This is a genomic window from Paenibacillus sp. GCM10027626 (genome assembly GCF_042676285.1).
Lineage (GTDB): Bacteria > Bacillota > Bacilli > Paenibacillales > Paenibacillaceae > Paenibacillus_Z.
Map to the genome: position 1 here is coordinate 108,703 of NZ_JBHTHC010000014.1, position 23,170 is coordinate 131,872.

22 protein-coding genes and 1 other RNA gene are annotated in these 23,170 nt (G+C 50.6%); 21 read left to right on the forward strand and 2 right to left on the reverse strand.

Annotated features, from left to right (window positions below):
• Positions 1-247 precede the first annotated feature (247 nt).
• The 10 genes from glyQ to rnpB all read left to right on the forward strand — a co-directional run bounded on the left by glyQ (position 248) and on the right by rnpB (position 10,913).
• The gene (gene glyQ, locus ACFQ0N_RS24550) at positions 248-1,135 is read left to right on the forward strand and encodes a glycine--tRNA ligase subunit alpha (RefSeq protein WP_379331241.1); all 888 of its coding nucleotides are present in this window, start codon (positions 248-250) and stop codon (positions 1,133-1,135) included.
• The gene (glyS, locus tag ACFQ0N_RS24555) at positions 1,128-3,212 is read left to right on the forward strand and encodes a glycine--tRNA ligase subunit beta (protein WP_379331243.1); all 2,085 of its coding nucleotides are present in this window, start codon (positions 1,128-1,130) and stop codon (positions 3,210-3,212) included. Before glyQ ends, glyS begins: the two co-directional genes overlap by 8 nt.
• Positions 3,213-3,233: 21 nt before the next feature.
• A complete protein-coding gene (locus ACFQ0N_RS24560) occupies positions 3,234-4,052 on the forward strand; it encodes a pyruvate, water dikinase regulatory protein (RefSeq protein ID WP_379331245.1) in 819 nt (272 codons plus the stop codon).
• Between the two features lie 120 nt (positions 4,053-4,172).
• Entirely contained in the window at positions 4,173-4,634 is a 462-nt protein-coding gene (locus ACFQ0N_RS24565) for a YaiI/YqxD family protein (protein WP_379331431.1), read from the forward strand.
• Between the two features lie 51 nt (positions 4,635-4,685).
• A complete protein-coding gene (dnaG, locus tag ACFQ0N_RS24570; RefSeq protein ID WP_379331247.1) occupies positions 4,686-6,524 on the forward strand; it encodes a DNA primase in 1,839 nt (612 codons plus the stop codon).
• Positions 6,525-6,557: 33 nt separating this feature from the next.
• A complete protein-coding gene (gene rpoD / locus ACFQ0N_RS24575; RefSeq protein WP_379331249.1) occupies positions 6,558-7,679 on the forward strand; it encodes an RNA polymerase sigma factor RpoD in 1,122 nt (373 codons plus the stop codon).
• A gap of 39 nt (positions 7,680-7,718) precedes the next feature.
• Positions 7,719-8,579 carry a hypothetical protein gene (locus ACFQ0N_RS24580; RefSeq protein ID WP_379331251.1) on the forward strand — a complete coding sequence of 287 codons (861 nt, stop codon included), beginning with the start codon at positions 7,719-7,721 and terminating at the stop codon, positions 8,577-8,579.
• Positions 8,580-8,583: 4 nt separating this feature from the next.
• A complete protein-coding gene (locus tag ACFQ0N_RS24585; RefSeq protein WP_483874992.1) occupies positions 8,584-9,363 on the forward strand; it encodes a tRNA (adenine(22)-N(1))-methyltransferase in 780 nt (259 codons plus the stop codon).
• The gene (locus tag ACFQ0N_RS24590) at positions 9,339-10,460 is read left to right on the forward strand and encodes a Nif3-like dinuclear metal center hexameric protein (RefSeq protein WP_379331255.1); all 1,122 of its coding nucleotides are present in this window, start codon (positions 9,339-9,341) and stop codon (positions 10,458-10,460) included. Before ACFQ0N_RS24585 ends, ACFQ0N_RS24590 begins: the two co-directional genes overlap by 25 nt.
• Positions 10,461-10,511: 51 nt before the next feature.
• Positions 10,512-10,913, forward strand: an RNA gene (rnpB, locus tag ACFQ0N_RS24595) — RNase P RNA component class A.
• A 73-nt stretch (positions 10,914-10,986) separates the two neighbouring features.
• Here rnpB and ACFQ0N_RS24600 read toward each other — a convergent pair.
• Positions 10,987-12,879, reverse strand: coding sequence for a S8 family peptidase (locus tag ACFQ0N_RS24600; RefSeq protein WP_379331257.1), 1,893 nt, complete (start codon positions 12,877-12,879; stop codon positions 10,987-10,989).
• Between the two features lie 166 nt (positions 12,880-13,045).
• Between ACFQ0N_RS24600 and ACFQ0N_RS24605 the strand changes: the two genes are divergently transcribed.
• The 11 genes from ACFQ0N_RS24605 (at position 13,046) to ACFQ0N_RS24655 (ending at position 22,273) form a co-directional block, all read left to right on the forward strand.
• On the forward strand, positions 13,046-13,546 hold the full coding sequence (locus tag ACFQ0N_RS24605; RefSeq protein WP_379331259.1) for a YpuI family protein: 501 nt from the start codon (positions 13,046-13,048) through the stop codon (positions 13,544-13,546).
• Positions 13,547-13,600: 54 nt separating this feature from the next.
• Positions 13,601-13,816: a DUF1540 domain-containing protein gene (locus ACFQ0N_RS24610; RefSeq protein WP_379331261.1), complete on the forward strand. Its 216-nt coding sequence runs from the start codon at positions 13,601-13,603 to the stop codon at positions 13,814-13,816.
• A 126-nt stretch (positions 13,817-13,942) separates the two neighbouring features.
• Positions 13,943-14,638, forward strand: coding sequence for a lytic transglycosylase domain-containing protein (locus ACFQ0N_RS24615; RefSeq protein ID WP_379331263.1), 696 nt, complete (start codon positions 13,943-13,945; stop codon positions 14,636-14,638).
• A 193-nt stretch (positions 14,639-14,831) separates the two neighbouring features.
• Entirely contained in the window at positions 14,832-16,010 is a 1,179-nt protein-coding gene (locus tag ACFQ0N_RS24620) for a cysteine desulfurase family protein (protein ID WP_379331265.1), read from the forward strand.
• Positions 16,011-16,012: 2 nt separating this feature from the next.
• Complete coding sequence (gene thiI, locus ACFQ0N_RS24625; protein ID WP_379331267.1) at positions 16,013-17,233, forward strand: tRNA uracil 4-sulfurtransferase ThiI; 1,221 nt, start codon at positions 16,013-16,015, stop codon at positions 17,231-17,233.
• A 92-nt stretch (positions 17,234-17,325) separates the two neighbouring features.
• On the forward strand, positions 17,326-17,994 hold the full coding sequence (locus ACFQ0N_RS24630) for a TerC family protein (RefSeq protein ID WP_379331269.1): 669 nt from the start codon (positions 17,326-17,328) through the stop codon (positions 17,992-17,994).
• A 133-nt stretch (positions 17,995-18,127) separates the two neighbouring features.
• Positions 18,128-18,613 (forward strand): hypothetical protein, encoded by a 486-nt coding sequence (locus ACFQ0N_RS24635; RefSeq protein ID WP_379331271.1) that lies wholly within the window; start codon positions 18,128-18,130, stop codon positions 18,611-18,613.
• A 54-nt stretch (positions 18,614-18,667) separates the two neighbouring features.
• Positions 18,668-20,509 (forward strand): translational GTPase TypA, encoded by a 1,842-nt coding sequence (typA, locus tag ACFQ0N_RS24640; protein WP_379331273.1) that lies wholly within the window; start codon positions 18,668-18,670, stop codon positions 20,507-20,509.
• An 87-nt stretch (positions 20,510-20,596) separates the two neighbouring features.
• A complete protein-coding gene (locus tag ACFQ0N_RS24645; protein WP_379331275.1) occupies positions 20,597-20,914 on the forward strand; it encodes a YlaH-like family protein in 318 nt (105 codons plus the stop codon).
• A gap of 30 nt (positions 20,915-20,944) precedes the next feature.
• Entirely contained in the window at positions 20,945-21,217 is a 273-nt protein-coding gene (locus ACFQ0N_RS24650) for a hypothetical protein (protein WP_379331277.1), read from the forward strand.
• Between the two features lie 15 nt (positions 21,218-21,232).
• Complete coding sequence (locus ACFQ0N_RS24655) at positions 21,233-22,273, forward strand: LCP family protein (RefSeq protein WP_379331279.1); 1,041 nt, start codon at positions 21,233-21,235, stop codon at positions 22,271-22,273.
• A gap of 228 nt (positions 22,274-22,501) precedes the next feature.
• Here ACFQ0N_RS24655 and ACFQ0N_RS24660 read toward each other — a convergent pair whose 3' ends face one another.
• The gene (locus ACFQ0N_RS24660; protein WP_379331281.1) at positions 22,502-23,044 is read right to left on the reverse strand and encodes a YhcN/YlaJ family sporulation lipoprotein; all 543 of its coding nucleotides are present in this window, start codon (positions 23,042-23,044) and stop codon (positions 22,502-22,504) included.
• Positions 23,045-23,170: the final 126 nt, after the last annotated feature.

Below are 23,170 nucleotides of genomic sequence, written 5' to 3' on the forward strand. Positions count from 1 at the left end.
TAGCGACTTGAGGACGGTGGAAGCTCAAGGCAGACAGCTTGACGAAGGGCGCTTCGGAGTTTCTGGTTTTGGAGAAAGCGGGCTGCTTGACCTAGCAGCCAAGTAGGGTGGAACCGCGGGAGATACGCTCTCGTCCCTACGTCTGTCATCAGACGTAGGGACGGGAGCTTTTTTAATATCGGCACCGTCTGACCTGTCGTGATGATAAACAGATTGTTACGAAACTGACAAAGGAGATGCAAGCCAAATGAATTTTCAAGGAATGATTTTGACGCTCCAGCAATTCTGGGCAGAACAAAATTGCATTCTTGTTCAGCCGTATGATGTTGAAAAGGGTGCGGGAACGATGAATCCGATGACATTCCTGCGCTCGATCGGCCCGGAGCCGTGGAATGTGGCCTATGTCGAGCCTTCCCGCCGTCCGGTAGACGGCCGGTACGGTGAAAATCCGAACCGCTTATATCAGCATCATCAGTTTCAAGTCATTTTGAAGCCTTCCCCGGACAATATTCAGGAGCTCTATCTGGAGAGTCTGAAACGTCTCGGGATTGATCCGGAGCACCATGATATCCGTTTCGTTGAGGATAACTGGGAAGCTCCTACACTGGGGGCCTGGGGGCTTGGCTGGGAAGTATGGCTGGACGGGATGGAAATTACGCAGTTCACGTACTTCCAGCAGGTAGGCGGCATAGACGTTGCGCCCGTAGCTGTAGAGATTACTTATGGCATGGAGCGGCTGGCTTCCTATATTCAAAATAAAGAAAATGTATTCGATTTGGAATGGGTGGAAGGAGTAACCTACGGCGACGTCTTCCTGCAGCCGGAATATGAGCATTCCAAGTATACGTTTGAAGTGTCCGATTCGGCGATGCTCTTCACCCTGTTTAATATGTATGAGCAGGAAGCGAAGCGGGCGATGGAAAGCAAGCTGGTGTTCCCCGCATATGACTATGTGCTGAAATGCTCGCATACTTTCAACTTGCTTGATGCGCGCGGCGCCATCAGTGTAACGGAGCGTACAGGCTATATTGGACGGGTACGGAATATGGCGCGCGCTTGTGCGGCGACTTATTTGGAAGAGCGCGAGCGGCTGGGATTCCCGTTATTGAAGAAAGGAGCGAGCGACCATGAGTAAGGATTTGCTGCTTGAGATCGGACTGGAAGAAGTGCCGGCGCGATTCGTGCGCGGTGCGATCAATCAGCTAAAGGAAAAAATGACAAAGTGGCTGGATGCTTCGCGCATTTCGTACGGAGAAGTCAGCGCATACGCTACGCCTCGCAGATTAGCCGTTTTAATAAACAGCGTTGCTGAGAAACAAGCGGACGTCGAGGAGGAAGTAAAGGGCCCGTCCCGCAAAATCGCTCAGGACGAGCAGGGCGCATGGAGTAAAGCTGCACTTGGCTTTGCCCGCAGCCAAGGGGTTGATCCGGACGCGTTTTACTTCAAAACGATTGGCGGCGTGGATTATATTTATGCGAACAAGAGCAGCGCAGGCGTTGCTACGACTGAACTGCTGGCAGAAGGGCTGTCCTCTCTAATTACATCGATGACATTCCCGAAAAATATGCGCTGGGGCAGCCATGAGCTGCGCTTCGTACGCCCGGTTCGCTGGCTTGTGGCCATGTTCGGCGAGGATACGGTGCCGCTGGAAATTACCGGTGTGACGAGCGGCAAAACGTCGCGCGGGCATCGTTTCCTCGGTACAGAAACGGCAATTGCCAAACCGGCGGATTATATCGAGCGCATGCGCGAGCAGTATGTGATCGCCGATCCGCTGGAGCGCGAGCGTCTTATTGTTGAGCAAATTGAGGCATTGGCAGCCGAAAAAGGCTGGACAATCGCCATCAAGGAAGATTTGCTTGAAGAAGTGTTGTTCCTGGTGGAATATCCAAGCGTATTGTTCGGCACATTCGATCCGGCGTTTTTGCATATTCCGCAAGAGGTACTGATTACTTCGATGCGCGAGCATCAGCGATACTTCCCTGTATTGGATCAGGCCGGCAAGCTGCTGCCTTATTTTGTAACGGTACGAAACGGTGACCGCAAATCGATCGATCAAGTGGCCAAAGGCAATGAGAAGGTGCTGCGCGCCCGTCTCTCGGATGCGAAGTTTTTCTATCAGGAAGATCAAAAGCTGAAAATCGAGGAGGCGCTTGCCAAGCTGACAACGGTTGTCTATCATGAAAAGCTTGGTACGGTGGCTGACAAAGTGAAGCGCATTGAAAAGACAGCGGCCAAAATCAGCGCCTTGCTGCAAGCGGATAAGCAGACTGCAGCCGATGCGGCAAGAACAGCGGCAATTTGCAAATTCGATCTCGTGACACAGATGGTATACGAGTTCCCTGAGCTGCAGGGGCTGATGGGGGAAGACTATGCGCGCAAAGCCGGCGAGCGCGAAGAAGTAGCTGCCGCAATCAACGAGCATTATCAGCCGCGTTTTGCCGGCGATCAGGCGCCGGCATCGCTGGTCGGAGCCATTGTCAGTCTGGCGGACAAAATCGATACGATCGTCGGCTGCTTCTCGATCGGAATTATTCCGACAGGCTCGCAGGATCCGTACGCTTTGCGCCGCCAAGCTGCGGGGATCGTGCAAATTATTACAGCACACAATCTCCAGCTGCCGCTCGGCGAGCTGTTTGCGATTGCGCTCAATGTACATGCGGAAGCGAATACCTTGCAGCGCGAAGCGGATGAAGTGCGCAAGGAGCTTTATGAATTTTTTGCCCTGCGGGTGAAAAATGTATTATCCGAGCAAGGTGTACGCTACGACGTGATCGATGCTGTCATGGCGGCCGGCTTTGATCAGCTGAACAGCACGATGGAGCGGGCGGCAGCTGTAACGCTGCATGCCGCCGGCGATCGCCGCGACGAATTCAAGCTGGTGGTCGATGCATTGACCCGCGTTGGCAACTTGGCTGCAAAGGCGACAACGTCGCAGGTTGATCCGGCACTATTCGCCGATGCGGCGGAATCGGCGCTGTTCTCGGCTTGGCAGGCGGTCCGGATCGACATTGACGAGGCGCTGGCTGCAGGAGACGCGTCCAAGGCGCTAGCCAAGCTTGCCCTGCTGAAGACGGATATTAACCGTTATTTTGATCATGTCATGGTTATGGCTGAGGATGAGGCTGTACGGGCCAACCGTTTGGCAACTTTAGCTTTAATTGCCGAGCAGACAGGCCGTATTGCGGATTTGTCCAAGCTAGTCTGGTAATAGAAAGGAGAGGAAGAACAAATGACAAGCGGTACAACAGATGTAATTATTTACGTCGTTTCGGATTCTGCGGGTGATACGGGGGAGCTTGTAGTAAGAGCGGCGGTGGCGCAATTCCATCCGGTGCATGCTGATATTCGCCGTGCCCCTTTTATCCAGGATGAAGGCACGCTGGCAAAAGTCGTCGAACATGCCAAAGAGCTGAATGCGATCATTTTGTACACGCTAGTTCTTCCTCGGCTTCGTCAGGCGTTGACTGATTTGGTGGAGGAGAAAGGCGTCGTTGCGATCGATTTGCTCGGCTCGCTTGTTACAAGCCTCGAAGAGCGGATAGGGCGCAAATCGCGGCAGGAGCCCGGTCTGAATCATGTGCTGGACGAGGATTACTTCCGGAAAGTAGAAGCGGTAGAATTTGCCGTCAAGTATGACGATATGCGCGATACAACTGGCATCCTGAAGGCGGACATTGTGCTTGTGGGCGTCTCGAGAACGTCGAAAACGCCGCTTTCGATGTATTTGGCCCATAAAAAGTTTAAAGTGGCCAATGTGCCGCTGATGCCGGAGCTAAAGCCGCCGGATGAGCTTTTTCGCGTTCCCAAAGGCAAAGTTATCGGCTTGACGATCGGGGTACATTATTTGAACGTTATTCGCAAAGAGCGGTTAAAGGCACTTGGCTTGCCGGACAGCGCATCCTATGCGATGCCTTCCCGCATCGAGCGGGAGCTTGCTTATGCAGACGAAATTATGCAGAAGCTGGGCTGCGTCGTCATCGATGTATCCCATAAAGCGGTAGAGGAGACGGCCAGCTTAATTATGGAATATATCGTCCGGGGGAGTTAATCTCTCCCGGTATTTGTTTTTTTGAACAAACTTTTAGCAATAAGTCCTTGACAAGCAGGATTTTTTCAATAATTGACGTATATAATAGTACGGTACTTCATAGAAAATGCGGTGATTCCAATCCGGACAACGATCATAGTAGATGCGGATGCGTGTCCAGTGAAGCGTGAAATTGTCGAAGTCGCTCGAAAATTATTGGCACCCGTGCTGATGGTGGCATCGTATGACCATTTTATTGCACCGGAGGAGGGCGTGCGAATCGTCCAAGTTGACCGCAGCGATCAGTCCGTTGATCTCTATATCTCCAATCATGTAGCGCGCGGAGATATTGTAGTTACGCAGGATTTTGGCCTGGCGGCGATCGTGCTTGGCAAGGGAGCGCTGGCGATTTCGCCGCGGGGACAATTGTATGATAACGGAAACATCGATTATTTGATGGAAAGGCGCCACGAACTGGCCAAAAGACGGAGAGCAGGGGGAAAAACCAAGGGGCCAAAGGCGCTTACCGGGGAAGACCGAAGTTATTTTCAGCAAAACCTGACAAAAGTTTTGGTCAGTCGGCAGGAGTTTGATGAACCGTAGCGAATAATATTTACGTGCATTTGAATGATGAAGCTAGGTGAAGTTCTTATAATGGCATATGAAAAAATACCGGAGTCCGTTATTGAAGCGGTGCTAAAACAGCATGATATCGTGGAAACGGTAGGCAAGTATGTTCATCTTTCAAAGCAAGGCAAATATATGAAAGGTCTTTGTCCGTTTCATTCGGAGAAGACGCCATCGTTTACGGTCACGCCTGAAAGGCAGATTTTCCACTGCTACGGCTGCGGCAAGGGCGGCAACGTCATTAAGTTCATTGAGGAGATTGAGGAGTATTCGTTCCCGGAAGCTGTACGCGTAATGGCGGAGGAGGCCGGGATTGCCTTTCAGACGAATGCGACCGGCCGCGCGTCCTCAGCGGAGGATCAGGAGCGTCAAGCTCTCATTGCCGCGCATGAGCTTACCGCGAAGTTTTATCATTATCTGCTGAAAAATACGACGCATGGCCAGCCTGCGATGGAGTATTTGCGCAAGCGGGGGGTAAGCGACAAGGAAATCGATCAATTTATGATCGGTTATGCTCCCCCGGAATGGGACACGCTGACACGCTTTTTGGAGAAGCGAGAATTTTCTGCAGAGCAGATGGAACGAGGCGGGCTGTTGATTGCCAAGCACGACGGCAGCGGTTATATTGACCGCTTTCGCGATCGCATCATGTTTCCGATTTTGAATCGCGATGGCAAGACGATCGCTTTTGCGGGACGTATAATGGGCGAAGGCCAGCCAAAATATTTAAATTCTCCAGAGACCAGACTGTTCAACAAAAGCCGGAATCTGTACAACTTTCATCATGCACGCGCTGCTATGCGCAAGTCGAGGACCGTCGTTCTCTTCGAAGGCTATATGGATGTGATGAAAGCTTGGAGCGCCGGCGTGCATAACGGTGTGGCTACAATGGGGACGGCGCTGACCGAGGAGCATGCCCTACTACTTCAGCGCAATGTGGAAGAAGCGGTCATTTGCTATGATGGCGACAATGCTGGGCAGGCTGCTGCCCATAAGACAATTCCGCTGCTGGAAAAGAGCGGCCTGCGCGTCATGGTGGCGCTGCTGCCCAAAGGCATGGATCCGGATGAGTATATCGAACGGAATGGTACTTTGGCATTTGTGCGGGAAGTCATTGAGCAATCCGTTCCGGCCGTTAAATTTAGACTGCTATATGCGAAAAAAAACCATATACTTCTAGAAGAAGAAGGTCGAAAAAATTATACGCTTGAAGCAGTTCGCATTATTGCCGAGCTCGATACCTTTACCGAGCGCGAGTTTTATTTGAAGGAATTGTCCCGGGAAGTGGATACTTCGCTCGAGGCCTTGAAACAGGATTGTTTTCAGGAGAGAGAAAAGAAATATAAATTAAAACCGTCAAGGGATAATTACGATAATTCGTGGAATAATGGTAGGAATGAAAAACGTCATGCCGCGGCTCAGCCGACCGCTGTGCTTGCCGCATATCAAGTGGCGGAGCGGGTGCTGCTCGCACAGATGCTGCAGGATGCAGAAACGGCGAGCAAGGTGCATGACATGCTCGGGGAAGCTTTTAACGTTGAGGATCACGCAGCTCTTGCTGCCTATTTATACGCATATTACGCACAAGGCCATGATCCGGATGTAAGCCGCTTTGTCGCGTCGCTCCAAGACAGCCGTTTGGAACGGACTGCCGCTTCCATTTTAATGACTGATGACGAGCTGCCATTCAACGATGAGCTGCTTGAGGCATACGTGAAGGAAATTAAAAAAGTAGCGGAGCTACGCGAGCTGGAGCAAAAAAAAGAAGAAGTGGTGCGCGCGGAAAGAGCCGGCGACATATTACTGGCTGCAAAAATTGCAAGTGAGATTATAGCCCTAGAGAGAAAGGTTAAAGGATCATCCTGATGATTCGTTTTCTAGGGAGGAGGGAGTCGGAAGATGGCGAATGATCAACATACTGAACTGGATGCCGAACAAAAGCTGGATCTTGTAAAAGAACAGCTCATCGAACAAGGGAAGAAAAGATCCTCCTTAACGTATAAAGAGATTATGGAGAAATTATCCCCGTTCGATCAGGACCCGGAACAAATCGATGAATTTTTCGAGCAGCTTGACGATCATGGCATTGAAGTTGTGAATGAGAGCGACGATCATCCAATTGGGGGGGACGATCATGACCGCGAGCAGGACGACTTTAATTTTGATGATGATTTAGCGCTTCCGCCAGGTATAAAAATCAATGATCCGGTACGGATGTATTTGAAGGAAATCGGCCGGGTTCCTCTGCTTTCGGCTGATGACGAGGTAGAGCTGGCCAAACGGATCGAGCATGGCGACGAAGAAGCCAAACGCCGTCTTGCCGAGGCAAACTTGCGGCTTGTTGTCAGCATTGCCAAGCGCTATGTTGGCCGCGGCATGCTGTTTCTTGATTTGATTCAAGAGGGCAATATGGGCCTGATCAAGGCGGTTGAGAAATTCGACCAGTCCAAAGGGTTCAAATTTAGTACGTATGCCACATGGTGGATTCGCCAGGCAATAACACGGGCAATTGCTGATCAAGCGCGTACGATCCGTATTCCGGTCCATATGGTCGAGACGATTAATAAGCTGGTTCGCGTTTCGCGTCAGCTGCTTCAAGAGCTTGGAAGAGAGCCAAGTCCTGAAGAAATTGCTGCCGAAATGGAATTAAGCACGGAAAAAGTGCGGGAAATTATGAAAATTGCTCAAGAACCGGTCTCCTTGGAAACTCCGATCGGCGAGGAAGACGATTCCCACCTGGGTGATTTTATTGAGGATCAGGAGGCGCTTGCTCCAGCGGATGCCGCCGCGTATGAATTGTTGAAAGAGCAGCTGGAGGATGTGCTTGATACATTAACCGAGCGTGAGGAAAATGTGCTCCGTCTGCGTTTTGGCCTGGATGATGGACGCACGCGCACGCTTGAGGAAGTAGGCAAAGTGTTTGGCGTCACGCGTGAGCGGATTCGCCAGATTGAAGCGAAGGCGCTCCGCAAGCTGCGTCATCCAAGCCGAAGCAAGCGGCTAAAAGATTTTCTCGAGTAGTAGTGAGGACCTTGCCGTGTGAGCGGCAGGGTCTTTTTCTTGATTCAAGCAGCGAAAGGAACCAGAGATATGGACCAGGAACGTCGCAAAATTATCGTAAAAGAAATCGAGCATTGGCGAAGAAGTAAGCTGCTGCCTGATCAATATTGCGATTTTTTGCTAAATCTATATGCGGACGCCGATTCGGATGAGCACCAGCCAACGAGTATAAGCGGTAAAGCAGCGCGTGCAATCTCAATAGCTTCTTGGAAACATTGGCTGCTTGCGCTCGCTATTATTTTTATTGTATTGTTTGTTGTTCTTTATTTTAGCGTTTTCCACCCTTTATTGCAAATTGGTCTAATTACTTCCAGTGTGCTGCTGTTGTTATATTTAGGTTATCGTTATCGCCCTGTTAATGAAGCAGGCGGTTTAAGCTTGATTGGCGCCGCAATGCTCGTTTTGCTGGGGTCAGGATTGTATATGCTGCAGCTTCATCAAGTTGAAGAGTGGGGATGGAAAGCGGTACTGCTGCTGGCATGCGCGGTCTTATGGATTGCGTTAGGCATTGGTGCGCGAATTCCGCTGCTTCATCTGTGCGGCTGGCTTACAATATTTCTTGTCTATGCCAATCTGTTGGCTAACTATGTGGAAACGCCACAATGGTATGAGGTTCAGCTGTATTGGCTGCCGGCTGCTTTTGTGTTTTGCTGGTGCAGCTGGTTTTTCCATCGCTGGTCGCATCCGGTGGCTGCCATATTATTTGTCGCCGGGGTGATTATATGGTTTATGCCGGAGTTGTATGCGCATTTTTTTGTTGCCGAGGCGGCAGAACTGCCATTGCAATGGATCATCAAAATTTTGGCGGGGGGCATATTGCTCTTTTCGCTGCGAAAAAAATGGATTGCGTGGGTTGCTTAACATGATAAAGCTGTCGAAACGATTGCAAATCATTGCAGATCAAGTAAAACAAGGAGCAAAAATCGCCGATATCGGCTCAGATCATGGCTTGCTGCCAGTCTACCTCTTACAAAGCGGGCGGGCTGTGTCGGCAGTAGCCGGAGAGCTGAATGAGGGGCCGTACCGGGCCGCTTGCAAGCAGGTTGCGGACGCCGGATTGACGGACAAAATTGCTGTTCGGCAAGGAGACGGACTATCCGTACTGACGCCGGGCGAGGCCGACACCGTGACGATTGCCGGAATGGGGGGGAGCCTTATGGCCTCGATTCTGGAGCAGGGCAATGCAGATGGCAAGCTGCTAGGCGTAAAGGAGCTTATATTGCAGCCTAATGTTGGCGAAGCGGAAGTGCGAAAATGGCTTGTCAGTCATCATTGGGTATTAACAAGTGAACATATTATCGAAGAAGACGGCCATTTTTATGAAATTTTGCATGCGCAGCAAGGTGCAGATGCGCAGGCTGCGGATGAAAGCAATCGCAGATTGTACAATCCGGCCAGCTTTATTTTGCAGCGGGACCCGGCCGAGCAATCCAAATGGCTGTACTGGATGGGCCCCCATTTGCTGAAAGCTTCTCCCGCTGCATTCATTGGGAAATGGGAGCAGGAAATACGCAAGCTGGAGCGGATTTATAAGCAGGTATCGCAGTCCAACCTCGCGGAGGCAAAGCAGAAGGCTGCTGATTTTCAAGCGGAGATAGAGACCATCAAGGAGGTGCTCGCATGTTTGCAAACGGCCAAGTCGTGATCCAGTTCATGGAGCAATTTGCCCCGAAGCATTATGCGGTTGAAAATGATAAAATCGGTTTGCAATTAGGGACATTGCAGAAAGAAGTCCGGAAGGTGCTGATTGCACTTGATGTGACGGAGGAGGTTGTCGATGAGGCAATATTTGTCGGCGCCCAGCTGATTATTGCGCATCATGCAATTATTTACCGCCCATTAGCGAAATTGGATACATCTACGCCGGCAGGCAAGCTGTATGAAAAGCTGATCAAAAATGATATTGCCGTATACATTTCCCACACCAATCTCGATGTTACGGCCGGCGGCATGAATGACTGGATGGCTGATTTGCTTGGTATTAACGAGCAGGGGCGCGACTGCCTGGAAGCCGTTCATTCAGATCAGCTGTACAAATTAGTGGTTTATGTGCCGGAGACGCATGCTGATCAAGTACTGCAAGCGCTGTGGCGAGCAGGAGCGGGGGAGATTGGCAACTATAGTCATTGCAGCTTTACAAGTGACGGAACCGGCACATTCCTGCCCGGCGAGCATACAGACCCTTATATCGGAAAACAAGGCAAGCTGGAGCGGGTAGCGGAAAAAAGAATTGAAATCATCGTCCCTGACAGCATTCGCCGCAAAGCGGTGCAAGCGATGATTAAAGCGCACCCTTATGAGGAAGCGGCCTATGATCTGTTCCCGGTTGATGTGAAAGGGCCCTCGCTCGGGCTGGGACGGGTCGGCAAGCTGGGCGAGCCGGTTTCATTAACGGCGATGGTCGAACGGGTCAAACAGGCTTTCGATGTCCCATATGTCAGAGTAGTCGGCGATCCTGACCGGGTTATCCGCAAAGCGGCAGTACTGGGCGGATCGGGAGCCCGCTATTTAAAATATGCGCAGTTTGCCGGGGCGGATGTTCTTATTACAGGCGATATCGACTACCATACAGCGCATGATGCGATTGCCGCCGGCGTAGCCTTGATTGATCCCGGTCATAATGTGGAAAAAATTATGAAGCCGCGCCTGGCCGAATGGCTGAATGAGAAGCTGGCGGCTGGAAAATATACGACAGAAGCGATTCCGTCTACCTTGTCGACAGAGCCGTTTCGTTTTGCATAAATTGGACTTGAGCTTTCGGGCATTACCCTGTATACTAATCTAATGCACCGGAAAGTTTGACAGACAATCGCTGGCAGCGAAAGCTGCGAGAGGAAAGTCCGGGCTCCACAGGGCAAAGATGCTGGATAACGTCCAGTCGGCGCGAGCCGAAGGATAGTGCCACAGAAATGGACCGCCGATGGCCGCTTTGCGTGGCACAGGCAAGGGTGGAACCGTGGTGTAAGAGACCACGAGGACGGTTGGTGACTTCAGTCCTGGTAAACCCCATCTGGAGCAAGACCGAGAGAACGTAGTGGCGTCAAGCCACACCCTTGCCCGGGGACGTTCGGGTTGGTCGCTTGAACTTGCCAGCAATGGCAGGTCTAGATAGATGATTGTCAACTTCGTTAGTGGGAGGGTCGTTCCCGTTATACCACTGGAAGTACAGAACCCGGCTTACGGCAAACTTTCCGACACGACATCGTATAATAAAAGGCTGCAAAACCTTTTGAGTCCTTAGAGGACTTTAAGGTTTTGCAGCCTTTTTTCATAACCTGCGCAGCAGAGCCGCCAGCCTTTTTTCAACCTGCTGCGGAAACTGCTGCAGCGAGACGGCCGATTGTCTTGCAGCAGTGAGCGCATTGACGATGTCAATCTGCCCGTAGCCGAAATAGTTATCCTTCCCTTTGCTTCCCCGATCCTGGGTTGAACTGCGAATGATTTCCATCACTTCCACATTGGAAAGCTGCGGGTTGGTCGAGCGAATAAGCCCTGCCAATGCGGCGACGTGCGGACTGGCCATCGATGTGCCCGATAACGAGGCATATTGGCTGCCGGGGTAAGTGCTGGCAATGCTTCCGCCAGGCGCTGCGACATCGATATAATCGCCAAAGTTGGAAAAAGACGAGCGTGTGCCGTCCGCATCGGTAGAAGCTACAGCCAATACCTCCGGGTAAGCGGCCGGATAGCCGGGACGATCGGTATTATCGTTGCCGCTGGCGGCTACAAGCACTACATCGCGGTCATAGGCATATTTCACGGCATCATGCAAAAATTCGGCATCGGCATAATTGCCCAAACTCATATTTATGACCTTGGCACCGTGATCAGTAGCCCAAATGATGCCTTCTGCAACTGAATAAGTGGAGCCGGCGCCGCTGCTGTCGAGGACTTTGACCGGCATCACCTTGTTGAGCCACGTGATTCCGGCTACGCCTTCTCCATTGTTGACGGCAGCGGCGATAATACCGGAGACATGAGTCCCGTGGCCGACATCATCCTCAGGCGCCTTGTTCGGATCCGTTATATTCATGCCGCTCGCCAGCCGTCCTTTTAGATCGGGATGATCGGACTGTACGCCTGTATCGAGCACGGCGATCAAAACATCATTGCTGCCTTTGGAGACCGTCCAGCCTTTTTCGGTTTCGATGGTTGGTAAATTCCATTGATAATCGGCGTACAGCGCATCATTCGGCACGACCGGCGCTATGTCCGACGCTTTTTCCTTCACTGTGTTGGTCAAGTACAAATAATGCGGCTCGACATAGGAAGGATTCCAATTCGCTTTAAAGTAATTCATCATCGCTTCCGTTTCCATCTTGTGCGAGCGGAACACGTAGGTGTAACCCAGCTTTTTTGCAGAAAGAGCTGCAATATCCTGTTTAATGGTCCGCAGTTTATCCTCGGTAATCGGCTCGCGGAATTTAACGACCACTTCATTAATATGATAATGACTGGCATTGCCGTTGTCTTCTCCGGTCAATACAGTCGTTTCTTTCATCGTATTCGGGCGCACCGATTCGATTTTATATTTTCCTTCATGCGGATAAGGGACGATCCGCAGATTGCGTCTTTGATGGCGTTCCACATGATGAACGATGTCTTGGGTGATGACACTTACAATGCCTGTACCTTGATGGCGATCAGGTATACCCAGTATCAAATAACGATGGCCATCGGCAGTGAATGGCTCGGAAGAGTAATTTTTACCGGCTTGCAAGTTTTTTTCGGCAACTTTTAAATATTGGTTCATTTCCTTGTTGTTCGCTGCGGGAATATGGCCGTATGCCGTATGTTGGCGCTTGTTCCCGTTATTGTAAATCCATTTGGCATAAGTCATTTGTTTGTGGTGCTTCATTAATTGCTGCAGCTGCTCTTTTTTAGCGTTTTTCGCGCCTTGCGCTTTGTTCAGCAGCTTGCGAAAATTGACCGAGCATTCCTGCTGGCATAACGCCGCAGTTGCATCCATATCCTGTTTAACGGATTTCAATTTCATTGCATGCTCTTGATTATCTGCAAGATGATCTGCTTGCATATGCTGCCTTTCCCGTTCGGCGGAGAAATCCGTTCGCGGATTCGGTGCACCAAACCAAGGCATAAAGGGAATCAATAACGCCGCACAAGCTAAAGCGGCAAACCAGCCGACCCATTTCCGTCGCATGTTTTGGGAAACCTCCTAATGAAGTGTCGTTAATTCAGGCTATTGTTAGAATTCGGTGCAGTGCGGGAAAATATACGGACTTTAAAAGTAAAAACAGCAGTACCGCTGGGCAGCAATTTGTGGTACGATGTTGATGCTTGTCATGATGAAAGGAGATTTACGTAAGATGCCATCGACCAATGTGAAGCTGCTCAGTGAATCCACAAGAGCCAAGCTGAAGCAGGCAATCGGTCACTTGGAAGCTTTTCTGAATGAGCATACGCTGTCACAGCTTGCTGCAGAGGATCAGAACCCAGAGGCCGACGAATTTTATGCTGGATTGTTTTCAGATCTTCGTCATTTGCTGGTCTTTTCGGAAGTGGCTTATGAAAAGCTGGGCGTAGCGCTCAGGCGCCCAAATTTTGAAAATGAATTTGCCGAGCGCATTTTGTATGAAGTGTATCATCATTGTGTCAATGCGTATTTTTACCCTAAAAATGAGTGCTATTCGGAGGATGGCCGCTATGCTTATACAGGACAAGACGCCATTCGATTTCGAAGCAAACCCGTGCGGTCGGCACGCGACATCGTACTTAATATAGCTAATATTTTCGAGGAGCTGCGGGATGAGCTGTCCTATTACGAAAATGACTACATGACCCAGCGAAGATTATTAGCGCAAAAATAAGGCAGACATAACCCCCCTCGTGATCGGGCAACTTGATAGCAGGGGGTGAAGAGTATGCCGGAAGGCGTCAAATGTTCTGTAGCGAATTGCACATTCTGGGGACAAGGCAACAATTGCAACGCCTCGTCGATTCAGATCGATATCGACAGTCATTCCAGTAAGCAGTGGATGAACGAATTTGCCCACGAAGAAGGTTTTGGAGCGAATCATCAAGATGAAGCTCCGCAGTCGGCAGACACTTGCTGTCAAACCTTCAAGCCAAAACAGTAGTGAGAAGAAGGGGAGGAGCTATCTAAGAAGCTTCTCCCCTTTTTGGAGATAAACTACTGGAAGTCATACCGAAAATAAAGTAAAATAAAGTCATCATCGCCCGAGAAAAATATGGAGGAACCGCGAATGGATATGGATCCACGAATTATGAAATCGCTCATCCAATTGCAAATTACGCCAGGCGTGAGCGGTTATACCAGCAATTCCAGTATATTGACAGCAGAAGGCCCAGGCGGCGCTTCGTTATTTGGCACATTATTACAGCAGTTTATGGCAGGATATCAAGCGGACAGCGGACTTGAACGCGTCGCTGCAAGTACGTTGCAGCCTTCCTTGTATCCGATGCCTGTCTTGGCAGTGAAACAGGACGAGCAGGTGCAGGCGCCGCGCGGCGATCTTACGGGACTAGATGCCATTATTGCCAACGCTTCACAAAAATATGGAATAGATGAATCGCTTATTCGCGCAGTAATCGAGACGGAGTCCTCATTTAATCCGAATACCGTATCCTCGGCTGGCGCTAAGGGACTTATGCAGCTGATGGATGGCACTGCGAGGGGGCTTGGCGTTACCGATTCTTTTGATCCGCAGCAAAATGTGGAGGGCGGTACGCGTTATTTGGCGTATTTGATGGAAAAATACAAGGGCAATATACAGGTAGCTTTGGCGGCATATAATGCCGGTCCTGGCCGTGTAGACCGCAGCGGAATTGCCACCAATGCCGATTTCGTTGCCCGCCAGTCCGTACTGCCGAAGGAAACACAGAACTATGTTGGGAAAGTATTGCGTTCACTTGCCAAATACAGCGCAGCTGCAGTATAAGAGGTTGTTCAAAAAGTCGTCTTTTGATCTGAAAAACTGACTTTTTGAACACGCATTATAAGTGAATTCAGCCCACCATAAGGCACAACATGCAATAGATCACGAAAGAGCTTAACACGCAAGCCTTGCTCGCGTGTGCTTCTTTCCGGTGATCTTTTTCTTTTGCAGCAATCTGGAAGGGGTGGTTTTTGAAATGCTTTATTTTGATCATTGTGCTTCAGCCCCGCCGCGGGAAGAGGTCATCCGCACGATGGCGGAGGTCATGGCCAAGCATTATGCCAATCCGTCCTCCTTGCATCGGGGCGGCGTCGAAGCGCGGAAGCTGCTGGAGCGGGCGAGGCAGCTGATTGCCGGCCTGTTTCAGACCGATGCGGCGGAGTGGTTTTTTACGACCGGCGGTACCGAGGGCAATAATGCCGCCATCATTGGCGCGGCGCATCAATATCGCAGCCGGGGCAACCATCTCATTACGACAGAGGTGGAACATTCGTCGGTATATGAGACGTTTACGCGGCTGGAGCTGGAAGGGTTTCGCGTAACCCGCCTGCCGGTAGGCCGGAACGGCCATGTCGATCCTGCCGCTGTATCAGATGCTTTGACTGACGATACGATCTTAGTCAGCATGATGCATGTCAATAATGAAATGGGAGCGGTTCAGCCGGTGGCGGAAGTAGGCAGGCTGCTGTCTGAACGCCATACGACGCTCTTTCATGTGGACGGGGTTCAAAGTGTAGGCAAGCTTCCAATTAAGCTGCGCGAATGGGGAATTGATCTGTTTACGGCATCCGCCCATAAAATTGGCGGGCCAAGAGGCGTCGGATTGCTGTACAAGCGTTCAGGCATCGAGCTGCAAGCGCTGCTGACGGGCGGCGGGCAGGAGGAAGGGCTCAGGCCCGGTACGGAAAATACAGCTGCCATTGTAGCGGCGGCTAAAGCTTTTCGACTGGCTGTAGAAGGCCAGGATGCGCGCTGTCACAAGATGTACAAGCTAAGAGAGAAGCTGCTGCAGTTCATAGCGAAAATGCCGGAGCTTCAGTTGAATGGAGCGGTTTATTCTGAAGCGGAGGCTGCCGGCCAAAATGCTGTAATGGCGCCGCATATTGTAAATATTTCCTATCCGGGAATGAAGCCTGAGATCATCATTCATACGCTCGAAGAGCTGCAGGTACTGGTGTCCACCAAATCGGCCTGCTCCTCCAAGGAGGATAAGCCGAGCCGCGTATTGACGGCGATGGGACTGGGCGGCGAGCGGGCGGCCACCGGCATCCGAATCAGCTTTGGCGACGAACACGATGAGCGGAGCATCGAAAGCTTGTGTCAAGCGCTGCAAACAGCGGTACGCAAGCTCAAGCCGCTCGAGAGGAAGGGTTAAAAATGAAAGTGGACATGATTTTGGTCCGATTTGGCGAATTTACCATCAAAGGCCGCAATCGCGGCTGGTTTGAAAGAAAAATGCTGTCTCATGTGCGCGCTGCGCTAGCCGATTTTCCTGAAGCGGAAATTAAACATACGTATGGGCGAATTTATGTCACCTTAAATGATGCCCCTTATGAGCCAGTCAAAAATAAACTGCGCAATGTATTCGGCATTGTGTCGATTAGTCCGGTTAGACGGGTAGAGTCGCAGCTGGAAAAAATTCAAGCGGTCGCTCTTGAGCTGATGCTCTCCTTGCCGGCAGCGCCGGCCACCTTCAAAGTGGCGACGCGCCGGGTCGACAAGTCCTTTCCGCACGAAACGCGGGAGATGAATCATCTGGTTGGCAGCCACGTGCTGCGGGCAATGCCTGAGCTTAAGGTCGACGTTCGCAATCCGGCAGTCGAGTTGCGGGTGGAGATTCAAGCGGAAGGCACTTTTGTTTTTAGTGAAGTGATTCCAGCGGCTGGCGGTTTTCCTTACGGCACGAATGGAAAGGCGACTTTGCTGCTCTCGGGGGGAATTGACAGCCCGGTAGCCGGTTACTTGGCGATGCGCCGCGGCCTGGAGCTGGATGCTGTACATTTTCACAGCTACCCTTATACGAGCGAGCAGGCGCAGGAAAAAGTGATTGCGCTCGGAAGAAAGCTGGTCGAGCTGAGCAATGCGCCGCTCAAGCTGCATATGGTGCCCTTTACTGAAATTCAGACGACGCTGAAGCAGTCCAATCAGGACCATCTGCTCATTACATTGATGCGGCGCGCGATGCTGCGCATAGCGGAGCGAATTGCAGATCGCAACAAGGCATCGGCGCTCGTGACCGGCGACAGTCTCGGCCAGGTGGCAAGCCAGACGCTCGGCAGTATGAATGTTATCGGCCGGGTTATAAATATGCCGCTGCTGCGGCCGCTCGTTATGAGCGATAAAAGCGAAATAATTCGCATCGCCGAGCAAATCGACACGTATGAAACCTCGATTTTGCCTTTTGAAGATTGCTGTACGCTGTTTGTTCCGAAATCGCCCAGCACCAATCCGAATTTGAATGTCGTGCAAAAGATTGAGTCATCCCTTGTGGAGCTGGAAGCGATGATCGAACGGGCCGTTACGGATAGCCGGACGATCGTGCTCAAGCCGGGGCAAAGGGCCGAGGCCGAGCAGGCCGGAGAGGATCAATGGTTCTGATTGTGTAAAAAATAAATCATAATCGGACAAGGTAGTACATACCGTTGTTTTAGGGGCATGAGCGATGGCCATGCCTGTAGGAGGCGGTATGTTTGGAAAGTCTGTTTGTGTTTATGCAAATTGTATTTATTAATGTGCTGCTCAGCGGCGATAACGCAGTCGTCATCGCGATGGCGAGCCAGCAGCTGCCGCAGGAGCAGCGCAGGAAGGCGATTTGGTGGGGGGCGGGCGCGGCGGTGGGCTTGCGCTGCGTGCTGACGCTCGTTGCCATTTCTCTGCTGAAAATCCCTTATTTGCAGGCCGCGGGCTCGCTGCTGCTGTTCATTATTGCCATCAAATTGATCATGGATGCTTCAGGGCCGCAAGCGGAAACCAGGGGAGAAAACGCAACAAGGTCGTACACGGTACAGCAGGCGATCCGCACAATTATTGCTGCGGATTTTATTATGAGTCTGGATAACGTCCTGGCGATCGCCGCTGTAGCCAAGGGCGAACCGATCATGATGCTGCTGGGGATTGCAATCAGCATTCCGATGATCATCTGGGGCAGCCAGATGTTAAGCAGACTGCTGCAAAAATTCCCTTCTCTCGTGTACCTGGGCGGGGGCCTGCTCGGTTATGCCGCAGGAGGAATGCTTATCAATGATCCGGGCATTGTGCGTCTGCTGGCGCCTTATTTGCCGACATTGAAGGAAGCTGTACCGCTGCTTTGCATTCCTTTCGTCATTATTGTCGCATTGCTCCGTCTTCGCCAAAGATGAGCAATTGCGGCTTTTTTTTGTGAAAAAAAATTTTGTTGTAAGAAAAATGAAAACTTTTCTCATACACTGGTTTTTTGTCCTCCGTTCCTTTAAACTAGTAATGATAAAAAAGTGTCGAGAGAAGGGAAGACGCATGTCGAAAAATCAATACACCATCGGAATAGTGTTTTTGATTGCCGGTGCGGTAATACTGTTGGGAAAAATGGGGCTGTTTACGTTTATCGGCACAAACTTTTGGCCGTTGTTTGTACTCATTCCCGGCATTTTGCTGCATGTGCTGTTTTTCGGACGATTGTTGCCAGCGGCTGTGCTCGTTCCGGGGGCAATTTTGACGATAAACGCCTTGATTTTTTTCTTCTGCATTGCATTCGGATGGAGCAATATGCAGTATTTGTGGCCCTTTATTATTTTCGGGGTTGCTGTCGGACTTTACGAATACCATCTGTTCGAAACAGGCCATCCGAAGCAGCCGCTCACAATTGCCATCATTTTGGCACTGGCATCGGCGGCGTTTTTTATCATGATGATCCTTTGGGGTTGGGGAATATACTTAATTGCTGCCTTATTGATTGCAGCTGGCGCGTGGATGGTAACGGTCGGCAAAAAAACGCGGTGGTAATCAGCAATTAATATGCAAGTCTAGACTAAATAAAGTTGGAGTGGATAACAATTTATGCAAGCAAGAGAAAAATTACGCAATATCGCCATCATCGCCCACGTTGACCACGGCAAGACGACGCTTGTCGACAAGCTGCTGCAGCAGTCCGGTACATTCCGGGAGCACGAGAATGTACAAGAGAGAGCGATGGATTCCAATGATTTGGAACGTGAGCGCGGCATCACCATTTTGGCGAAAAATACGGCGATCAACTTCAAGGATTATTTGATCAATATTGTGGATACGCCAGGACACGCCGATTTTGGCGGAGAAGTAGAACGTATTATGAAAATGGTTGACGGCGTGCTGCTTGTCGTGGATTCCTTCGAAGGCTGCATGCCGCAAACAAAGTTTGTATTGCGTAAGGCATTGGAACATAGGCTGACCCCAATCGTTGTCGTGAATAAAATCGACCGCCCTAACGCGCGGCCGACTGAAGTTGTGGATGAAGTGCTGGACCTGTTCATAGAGCTTGGAGCCAATGACGACCAGCTGGATTTTCCGGTTGTGTATGCATCGGCGCTGATGGGCACGGCCAGTCTTGATCCGGAGAAGCAAGACGAGAACATGCAGGCGCTGTACGACACGATCGTCAGCACAATTCCGGCGCCGACGGAAAGCATCGACGCCCCGCTGCAGCTGCTTGTTACACAATTGGACTACAATGAATATCTGGGGCGGGTAGCGGTAGGGCGTGTAAACCGCGGCGTTATTCGGCAAGGGCAGACTGTGGCCGTCATGACCCGTGAAGGAGCGGTCAAGCAGGCGCGGATTGAGAAGCTGTTCGGCTTTCAAGGGTTGAAAAAAATCGAAATCAATGAAGCCGGCGCGGGCGATATTGTAGCGATCGCCGGCATTCGCGACATTAATATCGGAGAGACGATCGCCGATCCGGCGAATCCGGAAGCGATGCCGGTACTGAAAATCGATGAGCCGACGCTGCAAATGACGTTCCTCGTTAATAACAGTCCGTTCGCCGGCCGTGAAGGAAAATGGGTAACCTCCCGCAAGCTGCGAGAGCGGCTGATGAAGGAGCTGGAAACGGACGTAGCGCTTCGGGTCGATGAGACAGACAGCCCTGATGCCTTTGTCGTATCCGGCCGCGGCGAGCTCCATCTCGGAATTCTTATTGAGAATATGCGCCGCGAAGGCTATGAATTGCAGGTTTCCAAGCCTGAGGTTATCGTCAAGGAGATCGATGGCGCGAAGATGGAGCCTTATGAGCGCCTGATGATCGATGTTCCCGAGGAAAGCACAGGAGCTGTAATGGAGAGCCTTGGCAGCCGTAAAGCCGAAATGGTCAATATGGTCAATAACGGCAACGGTCAGGTCCGTTTGGAATTTTTGATTCCAGCCCGCGGTTTGATCGGATATCGCACACAGTTTTTGACACTGACACGCGGTTACGGTATTATGAACCATGCCTTTGACAGCTATGGCGCGCTTGCCGGGGCATCGGTAGGCGGAAGGCACCAGGGTGTGCTTGTATCCAGCGAAAATGGCGTATCGACCTTCTACGGCATGATGTCGGTTGAAGATCGCGGCGTTCTCTTTATGGAGCCGGGCACAGAAGTATATGAAGGTATGATCGTCGGCGAGCATAATCGCGATAACGATATTATCGTCAACATTTGCAAAGAAAAGCAGCTTACCAATGTCCGCTCCGCTTCGAAGGACGATACAGTCCGCCTGAAGACGCCGATTATTTTCTCGCTGGAGCAAGCGCTGGAATATTTGAACGACGACGAATATTGCGAGATTACGCCTAAATCGATTCGTCTCAGAAAGAAACTGCTCAACAAGAATGAGCGGGAACGCGCGGAGAAGCATCGGAAAATGGCGCAAGCGGGCATATAATTCATGATTGGCTCAGCAAAGGGCGGCGTATGCCGTCCCTTTGTTTAAAATTGTGGAACAGTAACTTGAAAGCGAGGGTGTTGCAACGTGCAGCAGTGGTTCAGCGACCATCCCGTAATTTCGTATATACTCATCTTTTGTTTTACGCTGTACATTTTCAATTCGGTATTTCGTGTACAGCGGCTGCCGATTTTAAAGGAAATTTTAGTTCATCTCATTATGGCGATCGGGGCCTTTGTGTTGTTTATTTTGCAGATTGACAAGCTGCCTATTATTCAATGCATGGGCGTTGCCGTCGCCATGATGCTGCTATTGCGCGGCCGGCAAATTTACGACAAATGGAAGGGCGGCAGCAAAAAGCAGGAGCAGGAGCCGAAGCCGAAGCCGGAAGCTTCCTCAAAGTAAGTTAGTATCCTTTCGAAACGGGGGATGACGATGCGGTTTGAAGATGCGCTATTTAATTGGCTGCAAATCCGGGTTGTGGAGAATGAGCGGCAAACGGATCAAGCGGCGGCAGATACTCGCGCTTTTTTTGAACAAATTTTAGTGGAGGATCATGGTGTAGCCAATTTGCATATTGAACGTATCGATGACACGATGATCTATGTGCGTTATGAACGGGAAGGTCATTCTAAGCTGCAGATGTATCCGCGCGAATCGGGAGAGCAGCTGCTTCGCGATATTAACTCCAATCCGAAATACAATTGACGAAGGTGAATGGCGATGAAAAAACAACTGAAGGGCACGGATGAGAATGCTGAAATTCCTAGCCGTATGAAAAAGAAAAAGCCGAAGAAAATAAGCAAACTCAGCAAATTTATGCTTATTTTACTCGTTTTGTTAATCGGAATAGCAGGTTATCTCGGGGTTTTATTCACGAAGTCCAAAGATGCACTGCGTCTGGCAACTTCGGATGCCGACCCCGGACTGGTCATTCCGGCAGATCAATCGGTTAAAGTTAAGCCGGTAGCTGTTTTGCTGCTTGGACTTGACTCCCGCCCGGAACTGGCGAGCCTCAATACCGATGTCATTATGGTTGCCGCCATGAATCCGAAGACCAAGAAGGCGACGATTGTAACGATGCCGCGCGATTCCAAAATCGAATTAAGCGGTTATAAGAGCAAGAAGGTCAATGCTTATTACGCTGCGTTTCGCTCTAATGCGATGAACGAGCAAAAGCTGTCCAAAGAAGAAGCCGAAAAGGTCGCAAAGCTGGAGATGCGTAAAATGCTGAGCCGGTATTTTGATATCGATATCTCCTATACAGCAGTGATCAATTTTAATGGATTTGTAGATGTCGTTGATGCATTAGGCGGCGTTGAGGTCGATGTCGATATGGATATGAAATACATAGACAATGCAGACAAAACGAATATCGACCTGAAAAAAGGGCATCACAAGCTGGATGGCAAGGATGCGCTCGGTTTTGTCCGCTACCGCAAATCCAATGACGGCAAAAATATGTCAACCGACTTTGACCGCAACAGGCGGCAAGGGCAAGTAATCGGTGCGGTCGTCGGTAAAATGAAATCGTTCGACGGTATTACCAGTATGTCCGGCGTCATCGATGCACTCGGGAAAAATATGAAAATGGACATGCCGGAAAGTGAAGCGCAAAATATAATTTTGACGTATTTTAATATGGACCGCAGCAATGTGGAGTTTGTTCCATTGGAAGGCGATTGGAAAAGTCCATATGTGTACGTGACCAGCAATAGTCTAAAGAAGGCGCAGTCCGCTTTAAAAGCCCAACTATCGGAATGAAGGTGACTGAAAGGCCATAGCTATGATATAATGAACTAAACTCAGTTGATTATAAGCAGCAAGGAGGCCTCTCTTATGTGTGGACTTGTTACTGCAGCTCATGTGAATATATTCGGTTCTTCTCCTCATGCTGGCCTCCATTCCGATAAAGGTCGCTTGGGACAAGATACCTGCGCAGAAAAAAAGCCTAGTGAACATCGCTAGGCTTTTTGTGTCTGCATACGGCATTTACAAATTCTTATTCAGCTTTGGCTGATCAATATTGCGGTGCTCCTCGGGAGGGATCGTATTGCGGGGCATTTGCGGTACGATACGGCCGATAATGTCAGCCAGCTCTTCGGCAAAACCGGCTACCGGACGTCCCCGGCTAATATCAGCGCGCATTTCGCGCAGCCGGTCGGCTAGATCTATATCGGCGGTCACAGCTGCATTGATGCCGTAAGGATCTTTGCGAAACGCTTCTGCAACGGCGTACTTGATCGTACCGACGCGCGAACGTTCCATTTTGCCGTCGACATCGATACCGACGACTGCCATGTTTTGGAAAACAACGCAGTTGGCAGCCTTTACGCCGGGAACTTGCTTGGCCAGCATCTCCAGATGCGAGGCAACCTCCTTAGAGCTTTTCACTGGCATACTGCGCGGATCTGTCTGTTGTACGCGCACCCGTTTATCATTTTGCGGAGAGGGTGATGTTTGGTTGCGGGCGACGGTGCCGCATCCTGCTGCCAGCAGCATAACGATAATCGCCGAAATTAGCCACTTACCCATCTAAAGTCCACCTGACCTTCCTTATCGTAATGGTTGTCCTTGAAAATGACCTTATGCCGTCCTAGTTTGCCACACTGCGAGTATGGCTATGTATGAAGTGGTTGTGGAGAATCGTCGCTATGCCGA